Below are 1,381 nucleotides of genomic sequence, written 5' to 3' on the forward strand. Positions count from 1 at the left end.
GTGTGGGACGGCGGCGACCCCTTTATTGTCATCGGCGGAGAACTGGTATGCTATTTTGGGGACGATCCTGTGGTTACCGTACCGGATGGCGTCAGGGGCATTGCCACCGGTGCCTTCTCCCTTGCCCGCACTGAAAATTGTAAGGTTACCTCTGTCACGTTACCGGACAGCGTGGAATACATTGCAGACGGCGCTTTTGGCGCACAGTCGGAACTAACTACGGTAACCTTTGGCAGCGGCTTAAAAGAGATTGGGTTTGGAGCCTTTGACGGCTGTGCCAGCCTGAACAATGTCGTGCTGCCGGAGGGGTTGAAAAAAATCGGTGATAACGCATTTGCCGGCTGCAGCTCGCTTGACAGCATCAGCTTCCCAAGCACACTGGAAACCCTCTATCCTGGAAGCCTTAGGGATACCCCGTATTGGGAGAACCTGCCAGGCGGCGAAAACTATCTTGGCGGCGTATTCTTCTTTAAGGAAACCGAACTGGATTCCTGGACACCGCTCCATGTCGACGTCCGCCCCGGTACGCTGGGGATAATGGAATGGCAATCCAGTCGGTATGACACCACCATGTCCCTCCCCGATGGGCTGCGCTATATCGGACCGGATGCGTTTCCCTATGGGATGTATGAATTAGACGATTTTACCCTGCCGGAAAGCGTCACCTATATCGACGATGTTTCCGACGGACACCAAGGCGTTCCTCCAAGTGCCCTGCGCGATTTACCCGACGCCCTGACCTATATCGGCATGAATGCGTTTTACTCCGATTATCAAATCGATATTAGTTATTTGGAAATTCCTAATGGTGTGAAATATATCGGAGAACGGGCTTTTTATGCGATCAATCAAGGAACAAAAATGAACATCCGTCTGCCGGACAGCCTGGAACATATGGGCTGGAGAGCGTTTGCGGCTAATAACATCGGTCAAGTGACTAATTGGCCGGCTGCTATTACCACATGGGATGACTTTTTGGCTGTCTGCCAGATGGATGCCTTGACCTTGCCGGACACGATTTTGAACGTGCGTAACATAGAGAGTTCGGATGTACCCACCATCAATCTGAATCGTGTCAAACAGATAGGCTCGGATAATGTCGGCGGCGGTTCGATCAGTTGTCGAGGCGATACATTACTTCTGATGCCCAATGTGGAAAAGTTTACCGCAACTTACATCAATGGCGACAACATCACAATCGCATTATCGGACAAGGTGGCTACTTTGCCTGATTATGTAGAGGTATACGGTGATTTCCCTGTCGTCCCCTTTGAGCCGTCCATGCTGGAAGGCCTGCCGTCTGCGCCGCCGAGCGCCGCGCCAATGGTCGGCTCCTTTACCGATGTGCGGACAAACAACTGGTTTGCAGGCGCGGTGGAGT

1 protein-coding gene is annotated in these 1,381 nt (G+C 52.4%); it reads left to right on the forward strand.

All coding sequences use genetic code 11. The features are described from left to right. Window positions 1-1,381: leucine-rich repeat domain-containing protein (locus H6B51_RS17045; protein ID WP_204884784.1), on the forward strand; the 1,381-nt coding region annotated here is incomplete at both ends.

Source organism: Pseudoflavonifractor phocaeensis (assembly GCF_016901955.1).
Lineage (GTDB): Bacteria > Bacillota > Clostridia > Oscillospirales > Oscillospiraceae > Flavonifractor > Flavonifractor phocaeensis_A.